The organism is Hymenobacter seoulensis (assembly GCF_054780535.1).
This window is the reverse complement of sequence record NZ_BAAGWD010000014.1, coordinates 1-2500: the sequence shown is the minus strand read 5'-3', so window position 1 is coordinate 2500 and position 2500 is coordinate 1. Positions and strand designations below refer to the sequence as shown.

2 rRNA genes (1 of these 2 cut by a window edge) are annotated in these 2500 nt (G+C 53.7%); both read left to right on the top strand.

The features are described 5' to 3' along the window. Positions 1-2237, top strand: a 23S ribosomal RNA gene (locus tag ACYVHC_RS21720) (it extends 669 nt beyond the left edge of the window). 96 nt (positions 2238-2333) lie between these two features. Continuing rightward, positions 2334-2445, top strand: a 5S ribosomal RNA gene (gene rrf, locus ACYVHC_RS21715). Positions 2446-2500 lie beyond the last annotated feature (55 nt).

Below are 2500 nucleotides of genomic sequence, written 5' to 3'. Positions count from 1 at the left end.
GCGAAAGCGAGTCTGAATAGGGCGCAGAGTCAGAGGGGGTAGACGCGAAACTTTGTGATCTACCCTTGAGCAGGTTGAAGGTTGGGTAACACCAACTGGAGGACCGAACCAGTTTCCGTTGAAAAGGATTTGGATGACTTGAGGGTAGGGGTGAAAGGCCAATCAAACTGAGAAATAGCTCGTACTCCCCGAAATGTATTTAGGTACAGCGTCGAGGTGGAGTCAGCGGGAGGTAGAGCTACCGATAGGACTAGGGGGTGTCACAGCCTACCGAATCCTGACGAACTCCGAATGCCCGTTGATATACTCGGCAGTGAGGCGTGGGGTGCTAAGGTCCCATGCCGAGAGGGAAAGAACCCAGACCATCCGCTAAGGTCCCTAAATTCGGACTAAGTTGAACAAAGGAGGTCCACTTGCTTTGACAGCCAGGAGGTTGGCTTGGAAGCAGCCATTCCTTTAAAGAGTGCGTAACAGCTCACTGGTCGAGCGAGAGGGCATCGATAATACACGGGCATCAAGTCCGGTACCGAAGCGATGGATTTACGCTATGCGTAAGTGGTAGGGGAGCATTCCAGCAGCGGTGAAGGTGTATCGTCAGGTATGCTGGAGCGGCTGGAAAAGCAAATGTAGGCATGAGTAACGATAAAGGGGGTGAGAAACCCCCTCGCCGATAGACTAAGGTTTCCTGCTCAACGCTAATCGGAGCAGGGTTAGTCGGGACCTAAGGCTACGCCGAGAGGCTACGTCGATGGACAGCGGGTTGATATTCCCGCACCTAGTAAGTGGAGTGATGCAGTGACGCAGAAGTGAAAGAGACGCGGGCGGACGGAAGTGCCCGTTGAAGTGCGTAGGTTTTGGGAGGGTAGTTAAGTACGCCCACCTAGCTGAAACATGATAGTACCTAGCGGCTTCGGCCAATGGGATAGTTCTCCTAATCAGACTGCCAAGAAAACCTGCTAAGCGTTTACTGCTTGCTAGCCCGTACCGCAAACCGACACAGGTAGTCAAGGAGAGAATCCTGAGGCGCTCGAGTGAATCATGGCCAAGGAACTCGGCAAAATGGTCCTGTAACTTCGGGAGAAGGGACGCTTCCTTGTAGCAATACAAGAAGCCGCAGTGAAAAGGCCCAGGCGACTGTTTAACAAAAACACATGGCTTTGCGAACGCGTAAGCGGAAGTATAAGGCCTGACACCTGCCCGGTGCCGGAAGGTTAAGAGGGGAACTTAGCGCAAGCGAAGGTTTGAATCGAAGCCCCGGTAAACGGCGGCCGTAACTATAACGGTCCTAAGGTAGCGAAATTCCTTGTCGGGTAAGTTCCGACCTGCACGAATGGTGTAACGATCTGGGCGCTGTCTCAGCCATGAGCTCGGTGAAATTGTAGTCTCGGTGAAGATGCCGAGTACCCGCCACGGGACGGAAAGACCCCGTGCACCTTTACTATAGGTTGACATTGATGCTGGACAACACATGTGTAGGATAGGTGGGAGACTATGAGCCAGGGCCGCCAGGTCTTGGGGAGTCAACGTTGAAATACCACCCTTGTGTTGTTTGGCACCTAATCTGGCAACGGAGACAGTGTCTGCTGGGTAGTTTGACTGGGGTGGTCGCCTCCAAAAATGTATCGGAGGCTTTCAAAGGTCCACTCAGTACGCTTGGTAACCGTACGCAGAGCGCAATAGCATAAGTGGGCTTGACTGTGAGGCCGACTAGCCGAGCAGGGTCGAAAGACGGATATAGTGATCCGGTGGTTCCGCATGGAAGGGCCATCGCTCAAAGGATAAAAGGTACGCCGGGGATAACAGGCTGATCTCCCCCAAGAGCTCATATCGACGGGGAGGTTTGGCACCTCGATGTCGGCTCGTCACGTCCTGGGGCTGGAGAAGGTCCCAAGGGTTCGGCTGTTCGCCGATTAAAGTGGCACGCGAGCTGGGTTCAGAACGTCGTGAGACAGTTCGGTCCCTATCTGTGGTGGGCGTAGGATATTTGACAGGACCTGACTTTAGTACGAGAGGACCGAGTTGGACCAGCCGCTCGTGCACCGGTTGTGACGCCAGTTGCAGCGCCGGGTAGCGACGCTGGGATGAGATAAGCGCTGAAAGCATCTAAGTGCGAAACTCACCTGAAGATGAGATATCCGTTAATAAGAGTCGTCGGAGACCACGACGTTGATAGGTCCTAGGTGTAGAGTCCGAAATGGCACAGCCGAGGGATACTAATGACTCGAACACTTCTGTAGCAAACAGCTCACAGGTTTTCTTTTTCCTACTCTTCCTCTATGTCGAAAAATGACAGCGGCTTGTGTGCGAACACGCACAAGTGCAGCTGCCTTGATAATGGTGGCTTTAGCCCGGGTGTTCACCTCTTCCCATTCCGAACAGAGTCGTTAAGCCCCGGAGCGCCTATGGTACTGCCTTCACCGGCGGGAGAGTCGGTCGCCGCCAACCTTATCATTTGCCAATGCCCCCTGCGACTTCGTGCTGCAGGGGGCATTTGTATGTT